Consider the following 17224-nt stretch of genomic DNA (forward strand, 5'->3'; position numbering starts at 1 on the left):
AAGCCGGTAACGCGTCTAAAGAACCCCAGACTTCCAGATCATCTGCGCGGCCGCCGCGAGGACAAACAGCAGCACCAGCTTGCGGAAAGCCGCCGGATGCAGTTTGTCGCGCAGCGGTCGTACGATCAGCATGCCGGCAATCACCGGAATGCTTGCGGCGGCCGAGAGAGCGAGATCGATCCAGCTCGCGTGCGCGCCGCCGCTGAACGCGACGATCAGCGTAATGATCGAGACCACGAGGATGATGGCGATCTGCTTGGTGAACGCCTTGCCGCTCGCGCCGGTGGCGATCAGGTACATGGCCAGCAGCGGGCCGGGCACGGAAGCGATGCTCTCCATCACGGCCGCGCCAAAGCCGAGTACCAGACCCACCGGTTTGGCGAGGCCCGGCGACAGCGTGAGCCGCGGCGAGGCGAACAGCAGCAGCGCCGCGACGATCAGCAGAATGCCGGCGGCGGCTTGCGCACGATGCGGCGCCAGCGAAATCAGCATCGTCACGCCGACAATGTTGCCGAGCACCGTGCCGACCAGCGGCGCGGCGATCCGGCGCACCGTGGCGAGCATCTGGCCGCCTTCGAGCGCCTGCGGGATATTGCCGAGGATGATCGGCATGGACAGCAGCAACACCGCCGCCTTGATGGGCAGGAAGTGGCTGAGAATCGGCATCGCAACCAGCGGTACGCCGATGCTGACCACTCCCTTCACCATGCCGCCCAATACCAGCGCAGCCAGGATGCCGAGCAGCGCGTACAGATCGAGTGCCTGCAGCGCGGAGCCTAAAACGCCGTCGGAAAGAGTGATGTGAACCATGGATGGGGTCGATGTCCGCCGGAGCCGCATGATACCGCGGCGCGCGCAGGGCCGGGACTGGCCCTTACGGCGCCTTACCAACGCTAAAGATAAGTTTCTGCAAGGTCGTCAAAACAGACGTGATGGGATCGTACGACCGGGGGCGGTTTGTCGTATGACCTGCTTTGCGGCTGTGGCTTTGCACGCGTGGTCTTTCGATGCGCAGCCCTGCCGGCCGGGATACAAGAATGAGGAAAGATTGCCATGCAAATCAGCAACGCCGCGTCGTCACCCACGCTGACGCAAACAGCGGCCAGCGAAAACGCAGCATCGGATCCGGCATCGGTGTCCGCGAATAATGCTGCCCCGACCACAACCACCGCCGCGACCTCGGCGACCAGTAGCCCGAGCCAGGACTCGGCCGTCACCATTTCGCCGGAGGGCGCGGCCGCTGCGGCGCGGGAAGCGAGCGGCGCCCAGAGCGGCACGGCTACACAGGACAGTGCGACGTCGAACGATACTGACGGCGCCACTGACACCGGCACGACAACGGGCACAGCGGCTGCCGCAAGCAACGCAGGCACGACAGATGACACAAGCGACACGAGCGACGCCGGCACCGCAGGAACGACCGACGATCCCGGCAATACCGCCAACGTCTCGCCGCTGAAGTCGCTCGCCTACGGCACGCTGGGACTCGAGCGCCCCGATCAGCCGCAGGAAAATCACAACGCTTTCTACACGGCTGGACGGTGGATCGCAGCGGGGCTCACCATCGGCGGCATCATTTCGCTGCTGGTGTAAAGGCAAGTGCGGGGCGGCGGCGGATCAGGAGATCGGCAGTCGGGCGCTGCGGCAGCTTGAAGGATTGTTCGGTAGTGCGCGTTGCCGCTCAGCTTCGATCCGCGAGTCCGGTCAACTCACCCGGCTCGTTGAACGCCGCATCCGGACTCATGCGCGTCAGCGCGGCGAAGTCCGTGTATCCCCAGCCCACCGCGCCGAAACGGATCCCGATCTTGCGCGCCGCATGTGCATCGCGAATCTCGTCGCCAATGTAAATGGCGTCCGTTCTTTCGACACGCGTCGCCTGCAGGATTCTGCGCAGGCGATGCGCTTTGCCGAACAAACCCGAACTGCATTCGACCGCGGCAAAGCGCTCGACCAGCGCCTCGCCGAGCACGGCCTCGACATTGGCAAGCGAATTCGACGTAGCCAACGCAAGCATGACCTGACGGTCCGCGAGGCTTTGCAGCGCCTGCGCGATGCCGGCGAACGGCCGGATCTCGCCGCTGCGCTGCTGCATGAGCGCCCTGAAATCGAGCAGCACTCTGGGCACACGATGTACGGGCAGCCGCAAATCACGGAGGATCTCGCGTGCGCCCATGGAGCGCAGCCTGTCCACTTCGTGATGCTCGACCTGTCTGAAGTCATGGCGAACCGCGAGACCATTGATCGAGTCGATAAACAGCGGGAAGGTATCGGCCAAGGTGCCGTCGAAATCGAAGATTGCGAGTTTGATTGCCATGGATCGATTACTGAAGCTCACTTGACACGACACGTCACCCCGAAGCGCCGGGGTGACTGGTGCGGCTATCTTACCCTCGGCGAGCATAGGCAGTTGCGTCCGCAATCGTGTCGGTTGGCATAACGTACGAAACGACGTTAAAGTAATGCGCTCAAGTGGACCGCCGCGATATATATGCGGCGCATCAACAAGCGGGGCGCCTCAGCCACGATATGAGTACAGAGAACCGAATGCGCCCATTCCATCGTCGTCAATAGAACGGAGGGTTTCTTGGACGACTCACTTCAGCAATCCGCACAAACCACCCATGACCTGACAACTTCAGCGCGCAGCAAGCGGCTGTTGCGCCGGGTGTTCGTCGGCAATCACGGCATTCGGTGGCCCTGGAGAATCGCGCTGTTCATTGCGACGTTTCTCGGCGTCGCATTCGGCATGGCCAAGCTGCTGCACTATGTTTTTGGACCCATCCCTAACAGCGAGTCACTGTTGACGCTGCTGCCGTTCTACCTCGGCGAGTGCGTCCAGATCGTCAGCCTGATGGTGGCATTGGCCGTGGTGTCGGCTATCGAGCGGCGTCCCATGCTGTCCTTCGGCTTGCAAGGGTCCGCAGGATGGTCACGCTTCGCCGGTGGGTTGATCTGCGGATTCGTTGCGATCAGCGTGACGGTGTTTGCGCTGATGCAGATGCACGTGCTGACGCTCGACGCCCCCACGGCACATAGTGCGACCGCATGGTTGGGCGCGTTAGCCTGGGGCGGCGTGTTCCTGCTGGTCGCCATTTTCGAAGAGTCGGCGTTGCGCGGCTACCTTCAATACACGCTGACGCAAGGCATCGGTTTCTGGTGGAGCGCGATCCTGCTGTCGGTCCTGTTCGGCGGCCTGCACGGTTCCAATCCCGGCGAAACACCCGTGGGTCTCATCTCCGCTGGAGCCTTCGGTATCGTGTTCTGCTTGAGCCTTTGGTATACGGGCTCGCTGTTCTGGGCGATCGGTTTCCATGCCGCCTGGGACTGGGGCGAATCGTACTTCTACGGCACGTCCGACAGCGGCACGTTGGTGGACCATCGGTTCTTCACCGCACATCCGTTCGGTAACGTCCTGCTGAGCGGCGGCAAAACCGGCCCGGAAGGCAGCGTGCTGGCGCTTGTGCTGCTCGCCGTGATGGCCGTGCTGATGCGCTTGTGGTGGGGACGCCGCACCACGTCTCCGTTCAGCGGCAACGGCTGGAAACCGGCACGGCAGAAACCGCCAACGAACAGTTAGCACAGCCATTCATATCGCCATCAGCAAACACTGCGTGATTGCGGCCAGACGCTACACGCGGATCACCTGCACCTCACGACCATCCGATGAAAATCGAAGACATCCAGACCACCGATGAATCCAGCCTCGAAGCGATGATGCTGCGAACCATCAAAACGAGCGTGCCGGTGGAGGAGGCGGAGATGAATGAGATCGTCGCCAATGTCCTCGCGAACATGCGTTGGGCGTTCGAGCATGCCCAGCAATGCGTGCACCTGAAATGCGTCGATGACGGGCGCATCGTTGGCGTCGTACTCGTGAAGAACTTCTGGAATCTGTGCAGTCTGTTTGTCGAGCCGAGCTACCACCGGCGCGGCATCGGTCGTCTTCTGATTCAGGAAGCAATCAAACAATGTGCGGCGCGCAGCGAGCGACCTTATCTGCGGATCAATGCGGCGGCGAACGCCGTGGAGTTTTATCGCGCGATGGGATTCACGCCGGTGGAGGATGCACGGCGATTCGGTATGAGTACGCCGATGGCGTTGACGTTGTCCGCGCCGTCCTGATTCAGGACGGCGCTGCCTGATTAAGCTGCGTTGCCCTGTTGGGCGGCGCTGTCTTGCGAAGCGGCATGGCCTTGCTCGGCTGCAACGTCTTGCTGGGCAGCAACGTCCTGCTGAACCGCGCGTTCTTCCTGCGCAGCAACACCCTGCTGAACCGCAGAACCTTCTTGCGAAACCACCGCATCCTGCTGCGCGGGGCTTTCTTGCTGAGGCTGAGCGGCAGCGACCGGCTGACCCGCGCCAGCTTGCGCCGCGTTCTTCGTTCTTTGCCGCTTGGCCTGCAAGCCGCGCGCACGCGCCGCTTCCGCCGGCAGCACCTGGCCGGCATCCTGACCGTTCAGGTCGACGCGCATGGCGTTTTCAGTGACGCAGGCCCAATAGCGGCTACCCCAGCACCACACCTTGATGGCGTCGCGCAGGGCCGCTTCGTTCAGGCCGAGTTCTTCCGCGTGTTCGAGCAGATCCTTGAAGATGCCCACCTTGAGCGGCACTTTCGGGGCCGGATTCTTGGGGAACGCTTTCGGGAACCGCTTCTGCAGCTTGCCGATAGACAGCACAACGGGGTCGACCGGTTTCGACTTTTGCGCAGGCGCTTTCTGCGCCTGAGCCTGAGCCTGCCGAGCAGCCGTGGGCGCAGCCCGTCCTGGCCTCGCCGGCCTCGCTTGCTTCGGTGCCTCGGCCTGCTTCGCTGGCTTGGCGTTTTGCGCCGGCTTGGCATGCTGCGCACGCTTTGCCACGCGTTTTTCTTCAGCCTGTTTCGCCAGCTGGTCTTTCAGTGCAGCGAGTTGTTCAAAGCCCATGATGCAGTCTACGACGAGGAAAATGCGTGGATTGTAGCAGTTCGATCAGAAAGCGATATTTACGCTTTCGGCGCATCACCAGGCGCGGCGCGGGTTGTGGCCGTAAACGGGCGCTGCGCCGAATCCAGGTAGACGTGCACGAGCTGCCGGATTTCCGCCTGAAGCAAGCGGCGTGCCGCAGGTTTTTCGTCCGCGACAACGGCGAGACCCTTGAGTACGTGCAAAAGCACCACCGCCATGGTTTCCGATTTCGCCTTGTTGAGCGCGGGAATGACCGTGCGCAAAATGCCCGCCAATCCTTCGCGCATCGCCTGGCGAAACTTCACGCGCCGCTCGTCGCTGCCGCCGCGCGCGTCAAGCAGTGCGACAGCAATACTACGCCGCGACTGCAACGACATCATGAAGTCGACCAGCGCATCGGCCAGCGCGTCGAGCGTCATGGCAGACGCCGCCTGGGCGAGTGCGGCGAAACGCTCCATCAACTGTTGCGCGTAGCGCTCCAGCAAGGCGTCCGCCAACACTTCCTTGGACGGGAAAAACCGGTACAGCGAGCCGATCGCGGTGCCGGAGCGCGCTGCAATCTCAGTCATCGTCGCCGCGTCGTAGCCCTTTTCGGTGAACACCTCGGCGCCCGCTTCCATGATTGCCGCGACACGCAGGTGTCCCCGCTGCCGCTTCGGTTCGTGCGCGCCCGTGGAGCGTGTGCTTGACATGTCAGTTAGTCCCATCTACCGGTGTTTTGCAGGAATCGACCCGCATGTTAGCGCTGGTGGCGGCGAAGACCCAAATCTGGTGTCGGCCCGCGCGGACGAAACGCCGGCATGCGCGTCTCGCGGCAGCATGCGGCGTTTGACTTATGCGAGGGTGTCCTCTACTATTTTATGAGAGGATATCCTCTCATATCTTTCAAGGCTATCCGGTTTTGACTGACTGTCCGCGCTTTCGTTAGCAGCATGAAAGCAATCCGTCACACCACCCTTTCCTTAGGTCATCGCATGCACTACCTCGCTGCTTTCTTTGCCGGTGCTTTTCTCTGCAACAGCATCCCGCACCTCGTTGCAGGGTTGCAGGGCGTCCCCTTTCCGTCACCCTTTGCGAAACCGCACGGCGTCGGCGACTCTTCCTCGCTCGTGAACTTCGTGTGGGGCTTTTTCAATCTGCTGGTCGGTCTTTATCTGTTTTCGCGCCACCCGGTCACGCTCGACTTCACCCCGGACCTGATCGCGCCGCTCGCCGGTGCGTTGGCCATCGGACTTTTTACGTCCGTGCACTTCGGCAAGGTCTGGCAGGACAAGCACGCACGCTAAAACCCTGAATCACGCCTATGACAAGAAGCGCTTGTCAGTTGACGAACACCGCGTTCGCCGATATTGTTCGTCCCATGGCCGATTCAGAATTCATCCATCCCGGCGTCACTGTCCGGCAGAACTGCCTCGAGCGGTTCAATTTGACCGTCACCGAGGGTGCGCTGGTTCTGGGCGTCAGCCGCCAGGCATTAACCAATCTGTTGAGCGGCAAGGCAGGCATCTCGCCCGAGATGGCGCTGCGACTCGACAAGGCGTTCGGTGGCGGCGCTGAAACCTGGTTGCAACGGCAAGTGCTTCACGATCTCGCCAAAGCGCGCCTGCGGCTCGACGAACTCAACGTTGTACCCATGGTGTCGGCGCAGCAACCGGCGCTGTTCTAGAGGCCGGCATTTCGACGGCCAGCATCATCCGCATCACCCTTTAGCAAGCGGCATCGAACCCTTGGGTCGTCAAGGGTTCGCGTCGTCTCGTCGTGGTTTTTTAGCATTCCTTAGATAACGATTCGAACACTTTCGACGGCTTCGTTGCGCCTGCTGTTTCAGGTCGGCTCACCACACCTTACAAATCCAATCCGCATTGAGAGTGACTATGTCCGGGGATCGCCGCTTTTATACGTTTCTGACCGGCAGTTTCTTTGCCAGCTTTGGTGGCTGGATTAACTTTCTCGCCATTCTGAACATTGCAACTTATCGGTTCAACGCGACCCCGTTCGACCTGGTGATCTTGAGCGCGGCATTGCTGGTACCGCCCATTCTGCTGACACGCGCCATCAGCCGGGTCTGCAGTCGTTATGCGAGCACGCGGGTTCTCGTGATCGCCTTGACGCTCACGCTGGGCACAACGGCCGCGTTGCTTGGGGTCGGCAACTTCATCGCTTTTCTGCTGGTCGTCGCGCTGAAATCGGCGGCCCTCGGTTTCACCGATCCGTCCGAAACGCTCTACGTCACCACTCGCGTCGACGAGGCGCGGCAAAGCCGCGCGTTCCGGCTTCTGAGTCTGGCGCAAAGCGTGGCGAAGATCTGTGCGCCTGCGGCCGGCGGCATCGTCGGCGCCTGGGCCGGCGACAATCACACGATGGAGGTATCGATTGTGTTGATCGCCGTCGCGATTGTCCTGATGCTGGCGTCGGCGTCGGGGGCCGCGTCGAACGGCAAGGCATCGTCCTCAGTCCCTTCAGCCCCTGACGAGCAAACCGCGGCGCGAATCCCTTTGCGCGGAGCCATCGTGCCGCTGCTGCTCTGTGTCGGCATTTACTTCGCGCTCGCCGCAGCCGTCAACAACCAGTTTCCATTGATGCTGAAGAACCACGGCTTCGACAAGTCCTTGCTGGGCATCGTGGTCTCCTGTTCTGCGCTCGGCGGCGTGCTCGGCAGTCTGCTGCCGATGGGGCGCAACGCGCAGAAAGCCGGTCTGGGCGCGCTACTCGCGCCGGCGTTCGTCTCGTCAGCGCTGTTCGTCGCCATTGGCGGGATCTTCCGGCTGCCGCTACGGCCGGCTGAGTGGATGATGGCCGCCGCTTTCTTTGCGACCGGCCTCGCCGGCGCACGTTTCAGGGTCGAGTGCCGGTTGTTCATCGCCCGACGTCTCCCGGACGAGGTGGCGGGCGCCAGCGCGGCGCTGCAGTCCGCGGGAATGTTCATGCAGTTCATCGCGCCGTGTTTCGGTGCGGTGCTGACGAGCCTGCTCTCCACCAGCGACGTGTTCATCACGCTCGGCGGCGTTGCGATGGCCTGCCTGACGGCGGTCGCCGTGCGTTTCGGCGAACAGCAAATGGTCGGCCGCCCCGCCGACGCCAATCGTGGATAAGCGTTATGCTTTTCGCTTAACGTAACCGGCAGTCTGATCCTCTCGCGGAGTCCACCATGCAATACCGTAAATTCGGCCGCACCGGCCTAAGCGTTTCACGTCTATGTCTTGGTACGATGACGTTCGGCTTGCAGACCGAAGAGTCGGTCTCGCACAGCATCCTCGACAAGGCGGCGGAGGCCGGTGTCAACTTCATCGATACGGCGGACGTCTATCCGCTCGGCGGCGGCGAGAACCTCGCGGGCCGCACCGAAGAAATCGTCGGCCGCTGGTTGAAGGGCAAGCGCGATCGCTTCATCGTCGCGACCAAGGCGGTGGGGAAAGTCGGACCGTCGCCGTGGGATCAGGGCGCCTCGCGCAAGCACCTGCTCGATGCCATCGATACGTCGCTGCGCCGCCTCGGCACCGACTATGTGGACCTGTACCAGTTGCACTCCGACGACCCCGAGACGCCGCTCGACGAAACACTCGAAGCGCTCGATGTCATCGTGCGCTCGGGCAAGGCGCGCTATGTCGGCGTGTCGAACTTCCTGGCATACCGCCTCGCGCGTGCCTTGGGACGCGCGGATGTGCTGCGTGTGGCCCGCTTCGTCTCCGTACAGCCGCGCTATAACCTGCTGTTCCGGCAGATCGAGCGGGAGTTGCTACCGCTTGCCGGCGAGGAACAGCTCGCGGTGATCCCATACAACCCGCTCGCGGGCGGCCTGCTGACCGGCAAGCACCGTCACGATACGCAGCCTGCGGAAGGACGCTTCACCGCCACCGTCGGCAAAGCCGGTGCGTTGTATCAGGAGCGCTACTGGCATAAGCGCGAATTCGAAACCATCGACACGCTGCGTGCAATCGCGGTGGATTCCGGCGCCTCGTTGACGAAAACGTCGCTCGCCTGGGTGCTTGCCAATCCGCTGATCACCTCGGCGATCATTGGTGCGAGCAACCCCGATCAACTGACGGACACGCTGAGTGCAATAGACCTCACGCTCAACGCGGAACTGAAGGCACAACTCGACGACGCGACGCACGAGTATCGCTGGGGCGATGCCGCGCGCTAAATAGCAAGGCGCGGCACCTCGCTCGAGGTACCGCGCATCGCCTCACTCGAACGCACCCGTGCGTTGGGTTGCTTCCGGGAATTGCCGCGTGTCCCGCAGGGAAAGCGGATGCCAAAGTCGCGCACCGCCTTCGATACCCGCATCGTTCGACACCACCGCGACGTTCGCCGGCAGTTTGAAGGTCAGGCGCGCGGCGTTGCCACCACCTATCCACAGCTTGTCGTAATTCACCAGCGAAGCAAGAATGCCGATGATCCTCTCGACGCGGCGATTCCAGCGCTTGTTGCCCGCCTTCATGCGCGCCGCGTCGCCGATGTATTCGTCGTAAGCGCGGTTTTTGCTGACCGGATGGTGGGCCAGTTCGAGATGCGGCATCAGTTCGCCGTCGCGAAACAGCGCCGTGCCGGCACCGGTGCCGAGCGTCAGCACGAATTCGATGCCGTGGCCTTCGATGACCGCGAAGCCCTGCACTTCGGCGTCGTTGATCATGCGCACCGGCAAGCCGCCCAGCCGCTTGGCCAGCGACTCGGCAAGCGGAATGTCGTGCCAGCCCTCGTCGCCGAAATGCGGCGCCGTCAGCACGCGGTTGTTGCGCACCACACCCGGAAAGCCGATCGAGATGCGCGTGGGCGGATGCGCCGCCACCAGCGGCTCCACGAGCTTGACCAGCGCATCGACCAGTTGCTCGGGCGTGCAGGGATGCGGCGTCGCCACGCGCAGGCGCTCGGTGAGCATCTTGCCGTTGGCGTCGATGATCGCGGCCTTCAACCCTGTGCCGCCTACATCGATGGCAAGAATCTGCTCCACGCCGCCCTTGGCTGCGGTCTTACGCGCGGTTTTAGGTGCGGTTTTAGGTGCAGCCTTAGGAGCCGCTTTAAGCGCGGCTTTAGGCGCGGCTTTCGTCGCAGCCTTAGCCGCACGTTTGACGGTGGTTTTACCGGTGCCCTCGGCACGGCTCTTGACGTTACCTTTGACGTTGGTCTGACGTGTCGCCACAGTGGTCCCCTGGGAGTGTTTAGTTGCGCCTTACTTCTTTGCGTCCGCGTCCTTGCTCAAAGGCCGCCACGTATGGCCGTTTTGTGCGAGCAAGGCATCGGCCTCGGCCGGACCCGCGCTACCCGCCTGGTAGCCATGCACCGGCAGCGGGCTGCCCTTCGGATGCAGCACGTCTTCCACCGCGGCCCAGCTCGTCTCGATGCTATCGGCGCGCTGAAACAGCGTCTCGTCGCCTAGCATGCAATCGTACAACAGCGTTTCGTAGCCGACGTTGGGCTGTTCGTCGAAGAAATCGCCATAGTTGAACGACGACTGCACCGCGCCCATCTGCATCACCGGCCCCGGCGCCTTCACGTTGAAATCGAAACTGGTGCCGTGGGTGGGATCGATCCGCAACGTCAGTACGTTCGGCGTCAACGCGTCGACGGGTGTATCGCGAAACAGGCGGAACGGCACCGCCTTCAGTTGCACGGAGATCTCCGTGCGGCGCGCGGCAAGCCGCTTGCCGGTACGCAGATAGAACGGCACGCCGGCCCAACGCCAATTTTCGATGAACACGCGCGCTGCCGCATAGGTCTCCGTCTGGCTATCGGACGCCACATCCGGTTCCTCGCGATACCCCTGCCCTGCCGGTCCTTTCCCGTACTGGCCGAACACCACGTCATCCGCTTTCAACGGCTGGATGGCGTCGAAGATATCGGCCTTCTTGTCGCGCACCGCTTCGGCGTCGAAGGAATTGGGCGGTTCCATCGCCACCATGCCGAGCAACTGGAACAGATGATTGGGCAACATGTCGCGAAACGCGCCGGTTTGCTCGTAGAACTTACCGCGCCCTTCCACGCCGATGGTTTCGGACGCCGTAATCTGTACGCAGTCGATATACTCGCGTCGCCACACCGGCTCGAACAAGGCGTTGGCAAAGCGTACGGCGAGAATGCTTTGCACCGTATCCTTGCCGAGGAAGTGGTCGATGCGATAGATCTGCTCTTCTTTCGCATAACTCAGGATATGTGCGTTGAGATCGCGGGCGGAGGCGAGGTCGGTGCCGAACGGCTTCTCGATCACGACGCGACGAAACCCAGCGCCGTCGTCGCCTTCCTTCAGTAAGCCCGCCTTGCCGAGGTGTTCGACAATCGGTTTGAAGAAACGCGAGGTGACCGCGAGGTAAAACACCACGTTGCCGCCGGGCGTGTTGGCGAGCTTCTGTTTCAGGTTGGCATACGTATCGTCGCTTTCGAACTCGCCGGCCATATATTCGAGGCGTTGCGCGAGCGACCCCCATGCCTTCTCGTCGAGTTTCGAGGTATGGAAGGTGCTGGCCTTGTCGGCCGCAAACTGCTGTAGCGCGGCGGACAGTTCGTCGCGCCATGCGCTGGTTTCGCCCTCGCCGTGATTCACGCCGATGATCTTCATCTGCGCATCGAGCAGGCCGTCGACCGTCAGGTTGTACAGCGCCGGCATCAGGAGACGTTTGGTGAGGTCGCCGCCTGCGCCGAAGATCACCAGCGTGCAGGGCGGCGCGGGATGTTTGCCTGCCGGTCCCGCCGGGTTGGAGGCGTGCGAGCCGAGATCCAGCTTCGGGCTGGTGGCGGAGGACGTTGAATCGGGTGCGTTCGAAGGAGTCGACATAGGTTCACTCAATCCAGAGAAGCCAATGGAACAGACGTGGCGGTATAGGAAAGACCATGCCCGTAGCCGCACAGTTCAAAAACAGTCGCGAATCGTCTGCTTGCAAGGATTCGGTGATGCGCCGAATCCCGCCCTGCCGTCCTGCAACGCGCGCCTACTTGGTCACAAGCGCCGCCTCAGCCTCGCCGGCAACCGGCACAACGCCGGCCTCCGACATCGCACGCGGTTGCAACAGAAGCGCGACCAGCCCGCTCCAGCCGGTCTGATGCGAAGCGCCGACGCCGCGCCCATTGTCACCGTGAAAGTATTCGTGGAACAGCACAAGATCGCGCGAACGCGGGTCGGCTTGCAGCAGCGGATACGCGCCCATGACCGGGCGCTCGCCGTTGCGGTCCTTCAGAAACAGCGTGGTGCAGCGCTTGGCGAGCTGGTCGGCAATTTCGCTCAATGAGAACTTCTGACCGGAGCCGGTGGGAAACTCGACGCGGAAATCGTCGCCGTAGTAGCGGTGAAATTCGTACAACGACTCGATAAGCAGATAGTTGACCGGCATCCAGACCGGCCCGCGCCAGTTCGAGTTACCGCCGAACACGCGCGAATCCGATTCGGCCGGCAGATACTTGACGCAAAAGCTGTCGCCGTTATGCCGGAACACGAACGGCTCGTCGCGATGCACTCGTGACAGCGCCCGCACGCCGTGATCGGAAAGAAATTCTGACTCGTCGAGCGCGCGCCGCAACAGCGCCTTCATGCGATGCCCACGCAGTAACGACAGCAGCAGGTTGTTGCCTTTGCCCGGTTCGTCCCAGCGCGATACCAGTTTGGCGAGATCGGGACGGTGCTCGAGAAACCAGAACAGCCGGTCGCGCAAGCCGGGCAGCGCGCCGTGCAGGCGTTCTTCGAGCACGTGCACCGCAAACAGCGGAATCAGTCCGACAATCGAACGCACCCGCATCGGCACATTGGAGCCGTCGGGCAGTCTCAGCTTGTCGTAGAAGAATTCGTCTGCGCTATCCCACAGGCCCGTATCGCAGCCGTCGTCGCAACTGACCGCCTCGGCGATGTACAGGAAGTGTTCGAAGAACTTCACGCCGATATCGACGAACACATGATTGGCGAACGCCAGTTCCAGCGCGATCCGCATGAGATCGAGCGCGTAGGCCGCCATCCATGCGGTGCCGTCGGCCTGGTCGATATGGCCGCCGGTGGGCAGCGGCGACGAACGGTCGAAGATGCCGACGTTGTCGAGCCCAAGAAAGCCGCCCTGGAAAATGTTGTGGCCGTCGGCGTCCTTGCGGTTCACCCACCACGAGAAATTCAGCAGCAGCTTGTGAAACACCAGTTCGAGGAAATCGCGATCGCCTTTGCCGGTGAGCGCGCGGTCGATTTCATAGACACGCCACGCGGCCCATGCATGCACCGGCGGATTGGCGTCGCTGAAAGCCCACTCGTAGGCTGGCAATTGTCCGTTGGGATGCTGATAGCGGTCCTTCACCAGCAGCAGCAACTGACGCTTGGCGAACTCCGGATCGATCAGCGCGAAAGCCGCCGCATGGAAGGCCAGGTCCCACGACGCGTACCACGGGTATTCCCACTTGTCGGGCATCGAGACAATGTCCGCGTTGCACAGATGGCGCCAGTCGGCATTGCGGCCATGCTTGCGACTCGCGGGCGGCGTAGGCTGCGCCGGATCACCCTCAAGCCAGCGTTGTACGTCGAACTGGTAGTACTGCTTGGACCACAGCATGCCGGCGAGCGCTTGCCGCTGCACCAGTCGCGCGTCGGGATCGGGCATGTCGTGCTGCAACGCCGCATAAAACGCGTCGGCTTCGGCGAGGCGGCGGGCAAACAACGCGTCGGCGTCAAGCGGCGTGTCGTCCGGCGCGGACTCGGGGCGCCAGCGCAGATAGACCACCGCGCGGCCATAAGGAGCGAGGACGAGCGGCACATGCGCAGCGGCCTTGCTGCCTGCATCGGAGCGCACCGCTTGCGCGTCGCCATGCACGAGGTAATCGTTGATGCCGTCCTTGAACGGCCCTGCGCCGTCCATACCGAAGAGGCGTTTGACGTTGGTGTCGTTCTCGCAGAAGAGCCATGTCAGCTCGGGCGCGTCTTTCGACCATGCAGTGACGACGATCGGGTCGTGGCCATGCTGACGCCCCACCAGGTGCGTTTCGCCGCGTGCCGTTTGCTTAGTGAGCGACGGGCGGTCCTGCGTCCCCTTCCACGACCAGGTGTTGCGCGCCCAGATCTGCGGCAGCACGTCGAGCGTAGCAGCCTCGTCCGCGCGGTTTTCGACGGTAATGCGCATCACCATGTCGTCAGGCGTGTGCTTGGCGTATTCGACCTGTACGTCGAAATGGCATCCGTCGTCGAACACGCCGGTGTCGAGCACTTCGTACTCCGGCATATCGGCGCCGCGCCGGGCGTTTTCCTGGATCAGATCGTCGTACGGATACGCAGCATGCGGGTACTTGTACAGCATGCGCATATAGGAGTGAGTGGGCGTGCCGTCGAGGTAAAAGTACAGTTCCTTGACGTCCTCGCCATGATTGCCCTGCGCGTTGGTGAGACCGAACAGACGCTCCTTGAGAATCGGATCGCGGCGGTTCCAGAGCGCGAGGGAGACGCACCAGTTCAGCTTGTCGTCGCCGAAACCGGCAATGCCGTCTTCGCCCCAGCGATACGCGCGGCTGCGGGCATGATCGTGCGGGAAATGGTCCCACGCGGTGCCGTTTTCGCTGTAATCCTCGCGTACGGTGCCCCACTGGCGTTCGCTCAAATAGGGGCCCCAGCGCTGCCAATGGGCACATTCGCGGGAGTGGAGGCGGGCGCCTTCGATGGTTGCGAGCAGATTGGCGGCACGCAGCGGCGGCATGGAGCGTTCCCTTGCTTTACGAGCTTGGCGGTGGGATTCACATCGTAGCGCTTTTTCAGAGCGAGATGCGCCGGCGCGGGCACGGAGGTTCAGTTACCCATTCGCCAGCATCCGCTTCACCCGCAACAACTCTCCCAGCGACCAGGCCTGAAACGGCGTACCGCCAGGTTGGTGCGGTGCATCACCGTCGGCGACTTCGCAGATGTGATCGAGCCCGTCGTGATCCAGATGCTCCACAAGCGGCGCAAGAAAGCGCGTGCGCGCCTGCGCCCTCGCCCCCTCGTCCGGTTGATGCACGCGCAACCATGCCTCGACGAACGGCCCGATCAACCACGGCCACACCGTTCCCTGGTGATAGGCGCCGTCACGCTCCGCCGGACTGCCCGCGTAACGTCCTCGATAAGCCGGATCGGAAGGCGCGAGGCTGCGCAAACCCAGCGGCGTCAGCAGATGCGTCTCCACCTGATCGACCACCGCGCGTGCCGCCGCCCCTTCGAGCAACGGAAACGGCAAGCCTCCCACCGCGAAGATCTGATTCGGCCGGATCGATCGGTCAATCGCCCCCGCAACATGATCCACATCGACGTTGTCGAACAATGCTCCGGACACCGGATCGACGAACCGTTCATGAAATGCCTGCGCCGCCCGCGCCGCGGGTTCCTGCCAGTGCGCATTCCAGACCGCCGCAATGCGCAGGGCGTTGATCCACAGCGCCTGGACTTCGACCGGCTTGCCGATGCGCGGCGTCACCACCCAGTCGCCAACCTTCGCATCCATCCACGTCAGTTGCACACCCGGCACACCAGCGCGCAACAGGCCGTCGTCATCGGCGCGGATGCCGAAGCGCGTGCCGCTGCTATAGCCTGTGAGAATCGCCTCTACGGCCTGCTGCAAGCGCTTGCGCGTGTCATCGCCGGCTTGCTCTGCCGCGAGGTAGTCGTGCACGGCAATCACGAACCATAGCGAGGCATCGACGGCGTTGTACTCGGGCGTACTGCCGTAATCGGGAAAGCGGTTCGGCAACATCCCTTCGGAGAGCGTATTAGCCCATTCGAGCAGAATCGACTCCGCTGCTTCTAGACGCCCGGACGCCAGCAGCAAGCCGCGCATCGCGATGAAGGTATCGCGTCCCCAATCGGTGAACCATGGAAACCCCGCGAGGACGGTGCGGCCGCCATCGCGCGCCACCAGATAGGCGTCGGCGGATCGATGCAGGCGCGAGGCGAAGGCGTTACGTCGCGCATATTCGGTGTCGGCAAGCGCCTTGAAGCGGTCGACCACTGACGCGATCTCCGGCTCAGCGCCCGCTTGCAGGATCATCAACGCTTCGCTATCGGCGAGCGAGAAAGTGAACATACCGGGCGTCGCGAGGTCTTCGCTGAAATCGAGCCCGCGTTCGCGCTCACGCACGTAGCAGAAGTTTCGATACCAGTCGGGCGCATGCGTGTACGTGCCGTTGGTCGATGCATGGATCACGGGCAGGTCGCCATACGGTTGCCAGCTCACGCGAGCATGCGCTGCGTCTACATCCGCGTTGAAATTGAACGCAGCGTTTTCATGGTGCAGCGCATGATAATCGCGGCCCGACAGCAGCGGCCGCACATGCAAGGTGTAGCCGGCCACCGCCGTATCGCTCGCACTGCCCCGCTCGAAGCGCCAACGCAATACTGTCTCGCCAGTCACCTTCGCCACGAATACTTCGGCGATCAGCACCGCCTCCGCGTCGAGCTGGAAGCGCCAGCTCGGCCACGGCTGCGTATCGAAACCCAGCAGGCTGGAGGAGACATCGGGGTACACGACGTCCGGCACGTAACGCTGCATGCTCAGCGGATAGCGCTTGCCGTTCGCCTCGAGCCACGCCTCGATGCCGTTGACCAGTACCACGCGTCCACCCGGCGCATGGGTCGCCGTCAGCAACAGCGCGTGATAGCGGCGCGTGCGCACCGTACCGACCGTTCCCGACGCGAAACCGCCAAAGCCATCGGCCTCGAGCCACTCGTGCTCGAGCTGGAAGGAATCGAAAGGCTTTTCGATACGTGTCATTTTTACGCCTACCGTTAGTACAGCTTCGATATTACCGATTTGCCCATCAACGGGGCGAAGTGGCTGCGTTTTTCCTCTCCAATGTGTCGCGCGCCTTTCGAACAACCGACAATTTTCACGTGGGTGTAACGGCTCGCAAACGTTACACGATCTTTCATAAATTTTTCTTCAAGTCTCTGGAGACTGCATGCGCTAACCCGAATCTGGATGCAGACATGAGAAGACACTACGTCGCGGCCACGGCTGTACTCGTTGCGCTCACAACCATCATGCTATCCGCATGCGGACCGGACGACGGCGCATCGACAAGCGCCGATCAAAGCCGTGCCGCACCCGATGCGGTCAACTCAGCGGCCACTCCGTCGGCTCAGGCGACCAGCCCGGCGCTGCCGCCGCCTGCCTTCGGCGCATCCGCAACGCTCACGAGTCTTCCCAACGCCTCGCCCGACGCAGCCTCCGACAGCGCCGTGCAAAGCGTCGAAGCGAGCCTCGCGGCAGACAGCCAGCAAGTTGCACCCGTGCTGCACTACGCGCCCGGCGACAGCGGACAGAACAGCAATAGCAATTGACCACCGGATTCCCCCGGCGCGCCCG

Annotated in this window: 16 protein-coding genes; 8 read left to right on the plus strand and 8 right to left on the minus strand. The window is 62.6% G+C overall.

Going from position 1 to position 17224, the window contains the following annotated elements; all coding sequences use genetic code 11:
• Positions 1–15: 15 nt before the first annotated feature.
• Positions 16–810, minus strand: coding sequence for a TSUP family transporter (locus P3T42_RS26495; RefSeq protein WP_429307669.1), 795 nt, complete (start codon positions 808–810; stop codon positions 16–18).
• Between the two features lie 243 nt (positions 811–1053).
• Here P3T42_RS26495 and P3T42_RS26500 point away from each other — a divergent pair, with 243 nt between their 5' ends.
• The gene (locus P3T42_RS26500) at positions 1054–1593 is read left to right on the plus strand and encodes a hypothetical protein (protein ID WP_429307670.1); all 540 of its coding nucleotides are present in this window, start codon (positions 1054–1056) and stop codon (positions 1591–1593) included.
• A gap of 88 nt (positions 1594–1681) precedes the next feature.
• Here P3T42_RS26500 and P3T42_RS26505 read toward each other — a convergent pair whose 3' ends face one another.
• Entirely contained in the window at positions 1682–2314 is a 633-nt protein-coding gene (locus P3T42_RS26505; RefSeq protein WP_074293677.1) for an HAD-IA family hydrolase, read from the minus strand.
• A gap of 270 nt (positions 2315–2584) precedes the next feature.
• Between P3T42_RS26505 and P3T42_RS26510 the strand changes: the two genes are divergently transcribed.
• Both P3T42_RS26510 and P3T42_RS26515 read left to right on the plus strand, forming a co-directional pair.
• On the plus strand, positions 2585–3577 hold the full coding sequence (locus tag P3T42_RS26510; RefSeq protein WP_429307671.1) for a CPBP family intramembrane glutamic endopeptidase: 993 nt from the start codon (positions 2585–2587) through the stop codon (positions 3575–3577).
• Positions 3578–3663: 86 nt separating this feature from the next.
• On the plus strand, positions 3664–4122 hold the full coding sequence (locus tag P3T42_RS26515; protein ID WP_429307672.1) for a GNAT family N-acetyltransferase: 459 nt from the start codon (positions 3664–3666) through the stop codon (positions 4120–4122).
• A gap of 20 nt (positions 4123–4142) precedes the next feature.
• Here the strand turns inward: P3T42_RS26515 and P3T42_RS26520 are convergent, their stop codons facing one another.
• Entirely contained in the window at positions 4143–4919 is a 777-nt protein-coding gene (locus tag P3T42_RS26520) for a ProQ/FinO family protein (protein WP_429307673.1), read from the minus strand.
• A 59-nt stretch (positions 4920–4978) separates the two neighbouring features.
• Positions 4979–5632 carry a TetR/AcrR family transcriptional regulator gene (locus P3T42_RS26525; protein ID WP_074293681.1) on the minus strand — a complete coding sequence of 218 codons (654 nt, stop codon included), beginning with the start codon at positions 5630–5632 and terminating at the stop codon, positions 4979–4981.
• A 240-nt stretch (positions 5633–5872) separates the two neighbouring features.
• Between P3T42_RS26525 and P3T42_RS26530 the strand changes: the two genes are divergently transcribed.
• From P3T42_RS26530 to P3T42_RS26545, 4 genes are all read left to right on the plus strand, one after another.
• Positions 5873–6226 (plus strand): hypothetical protein, encoded by a 354-nt coding sequence (locus P3T42_RS26530; RefSeq protein ID WP_429307674.1) that lies wholly within the window; start codon positions 5873–5875, stop codon positions 6224–6226.
• 74 nt (positions 6227–6300) lie between these two features.
• The gene (locus tag P3T42_RS26535) at positions 6301–6606 is read left to right on the plus strand and encodes a HigA family addiction module antitoxin (protein WP_074296913.1); all 306 of its coding nucleotides are present in this window, start codon (positions 6301–6303) and stop codon (positions 6604–6606) included.
• A 208-nt stretch (positions 6607–6814) separates the two neighbouring features.
• Complete coding sequence (locus P3T42_RS26540) at positions 6815–8032, plus strand: MFS transporter (RefSeq protein WP_429307675.1); 1218 nt, start codon at positions 6815–6817, stop codon at positions 8030–8032.
• A gap of 56 nt (positions 8033–8088) precedes the next feature.
• Positions 8089–9084, plus strand: a complete 996-nt coding sequence (locus P3T42_RS26545; protein WP_074293684.1) for an aldo/keto reductase — start codon at positions 8089–8091, stop codon at positions 9082–9084.
• Between the two features lie 42 nt (positions 9085–9126).
• Here P3T42_RS26545 and P3T42_RS26550 read toward each other — a convergent pair whose 3' ends face one another.
• The 4 genes from P3T42_RS26550 to P3T42_RS26565 all read right to left on the minus strand — a co-directional run bounded on the left by P3T42_RS26550 (position 9127) and on the right by P3T42_RS26565 (position 16630).
• Entirely contained in the window at positions 9127–9891 is a 765-nt protein-coding gene (locus P3T42_RS26550; RefSeq protein WP_429307823.1) for an ROK family protein, read from the minus strand.
• Positions 9892–10110: 219 nt separating this feature from the next.
• Complete coding sequence (gene zwf, locus P3T42_RS26555) at positions 10111–11709, minus strand: glucose-6-phosphate dehydrogenase (protein ID WP_429307676.1); 1599 nt, start codon at positions 11707–11709, stop codon at positions 10111–10113.
• A gap of 154 nt (positions 11710–11863) precedes the next feature.
• Entirely contained in the window at positions 11864–14587 is a 2724-nt protein-coding gene (locus P3T42_RS26560; RefSeq protein ID WP_429307677.1) for an MGH1-like glycoside hydrolase domain-containing protein, read from the minus strand.
• Positions 14588–14680: 93 nt separating this feature from the next.
• Positions 14681–16630 (minus strand): amylo-alpha-1,6-glucosidase, encoded by a 1950-nt coding sequence (locus P3T42_RS26565; protein ID WP_429307678.1) that lies wholly within the window; start codon positions 16628–16630, stop codon positions 14681–14683.
• Positions 16631–16845: 215 nt separating this feature from the next.
• Here P3T42_RS26565 and P3T42_RS26570 point away from each other — a divergent pair, with 215 nt between their 5' ends.
• Positions 16846–17199: a lipase chaperone gene (locus P3T42_RS26570; RefSeq protein ID WP_074293688.1), complete on the plus strand. Its 354-nt coding sequence runs from the start codon at positions 16846–16848 to the stop codon at positions 17197–17199.
• Positions 17200–17224 lie beyond the last annotated feature (25 nt).

The organism is Paraburkholderia sp. GAS38 (assembly GCF_050434965.1).
GTDB classification, from domain to species: Bacteria; Pseudomonadota; Gammaproteobacteria; order Burkholderiales; family Burkholderiaceae; genus Paraburkholderia; species Paraburkholderia phenazinium_A.